Genomic DNA, 2082 nt, shown 5'->3' with positions numbered 1-2082 from the left:
TGGTGCAGTCGCCCGAGCGCCTGAAGCTCCTGCTGGTGCTGACCGTGTGCGACATCCGCGCGGTCGGTCCCAACGTGTGGAATGGCTGGAAGGGCCAGCTCCTGCGCGAGCTGCACGGCGAGGCCGAGGCGGCGCTGCAGTCCGGCGACCTGCGCGGGCGGCGCGCCAGCCGGGCCAACCGGGCGAAGGCCGAGCTGGCGCAGGCATTGCTGGCCGAGCCGGACAGCTGGTGGACGCAGGAGCGCATCGACCGGCACCTCGCCCGGCACGACCCGCGTTACTGGCTGGGCTTTGCCACCGAGGACCTGGTCCGCCATGCGGGGCTGATCCGCCGCACCGAGAGCCAGTCCCTGCCGATCGGCATCGATTTTCGGGTCGACAAGTTCCGCGCCCGCTCCGAGCTCCTGCTCTACGCGCCGGACCATCCCGGCCTGTTCATGAAGGTGGCGGGGGCGATCGCTCTGGGCGGTGCCAGCATCGTCGATGCGCACATCTTCACCACGACCGACGGCACGGCCTTGGACATGCTGGGCTTCCAGGACGCGGGCAAGCATGCGGCGGTGGACGACCCCGAGCGCTTCCAGCGGATCCGCGACAACCTGATCCGCGCCCTGTCCGGCGAGATCTGGCTGGAAAAGGCCCTGGCGGGGCGGCGCAGCCTGCCGGCCCGCGCCGATGTGTTCCGGGTCGAGCCGCGCGTGCTGCTCGACAACAATGCGAGCCGCACCCACACCGTCATCGAGGTCAATGGCCGCGACCGGCCGGGCCTGCTGTTCGACCTGGCCAAGGCGCTCAAGGAGCTGGGCCTGGTGATCAGCTCCGCGCATATCAGCACCTATGGCGAGCGCGTCGTCGACGTGTTCTATGTCAAGGACGTGTTCGGCATGAAGGTCACGGTGCGCAGCAAGGTCATGAAGGTGCAAAAGCAGCTCACCGAGGCGCTAAGCCTGACCTGACCGGGAAGAATGTTTGGGCTGGCTGCGCGCATCCTCGATCGTCTCGGCCGCGACCCTGGCCTCGCGCCTCCTGGGCTTCCTGCGCGATGTCCTCCTGGCGCAGAGCCTGGGAGCCGGCGTGGCCGCCGACGCACTGCTGGTGGCGTTCAAGCTGCCGAACCTCCTGCGCCGGCTGTTCGCCGAGGGCGCCTTCTCCGCCGCTTTCGTCCCGCTGTTCAGCCAGATCCTGGCCAGTGACGGCAGGTCCAGGGCGCTGGCGTTCGCTGACCGGGCGCTGACCGCACTGGGCCTGGTGCTGACCGCGGCCACCGGCCTGGCGCTGGTCGCCATGCCGCTGCTCATCCTGGTGCTGGCCCCGGGCTTCGACCCGCTCGACCCGCGCCGGGAGCTCGCGGTGGAGCTCGCCAGGCGCACCTTCCCCTTCATCATGTTCGTGTCGCTGGCGGCACTGCTGGGCGGTGTGTTGAACGTACTGGGCCGCTTTGCCGCCGCGGCAGCGGCACCGGTGATCCTCAACCTCGTGATGATCGCCGTGCTGCTCGCGTACCAGGGTGAGCCCGTGGCGTTGGCGCGCGTGCTGGCCCTGGCCCTGCCCGTAGCCGGCGTGCTGCAGCTCCTGCTGCTCTGGACCGCCTGCAGGCATGCCGGTGCCATGATCCGGCCACGCACCGACTTCGCCGACCCGCAGCTCCGCCCGCTGGCACGCCGCATCCTGCCGGGCATCGCCAGTGCCGGCATCTACCAGGTCAACGTCGTGGTGGTGACGGTAATGGCGACCGTCCTGGCCCCGGGGGCGGTGTCCTTCCTCTATTTCGCCGACCGGCTGGCCCAGTTGCCGCTGGGGCTGATCGGCGTGGCCATCTCCACGGCACTCCTGCCGATCGTGGCGCGAAGGATGGCGGAAGGCCGGCTGGAGGAGGCCCGGGCGGTGCGCGACCAGGCGGTCGAGATCGCCCTCCTGCTCACTCTGCCGGCGGCCGCCGGGCTCACCGCGCTGGCCCTGCCGATCGTGGGGATCCTGTTCGGCCGGGGGGCGTTCGACACGACGGCCACGGTCGCCACCGCCGCGGCCCTGCAGGCCTTCGCCCTGGGCCTGCCGGCAGCGGTGCTGGTCCGGGTCATGGCC

2 protein-coding genes are annotated in these 2082 nt (G+C 70.8%); both read left to right on the top strand.

The window, feature by feature from the left end; all coding sequences use genetic code 11:
- The coding region (locus EQG76_RS08690) for an ACT domain-containing protein (RefSeq protein ID WP_159712498.1) at positions 1-956 on the top strand (956 nt) is incomplete at its 5' end.
- 13 nt (positions 957-969) lie between these two features.
- Positions 970-2082: murein biosynthesis integral membrane protein MurJ (gene murJ, locus EQG76_RS08685; RefSeq protein ID WP_159712496.1), on the top strand; the 1113-nt coding region annotated here is incomplete at its 3' end.

It is taken from the genome of Geminicoccus flavidas, assembly GCF_009806515.1.
In the GTDB taxonomy this organism is placed as follows: domain Bacteria; phylum Pseudomonadota; class Alphaproteobacteria; order Geminicoccales; family Geminicoccaceae; genus Geminicoccus; species Geminicoccus flavidus.
Note: the sequence above shows the minus strand (reverse complement) of the source record. Positions and strands in the feature narration are given on the sequence as shown.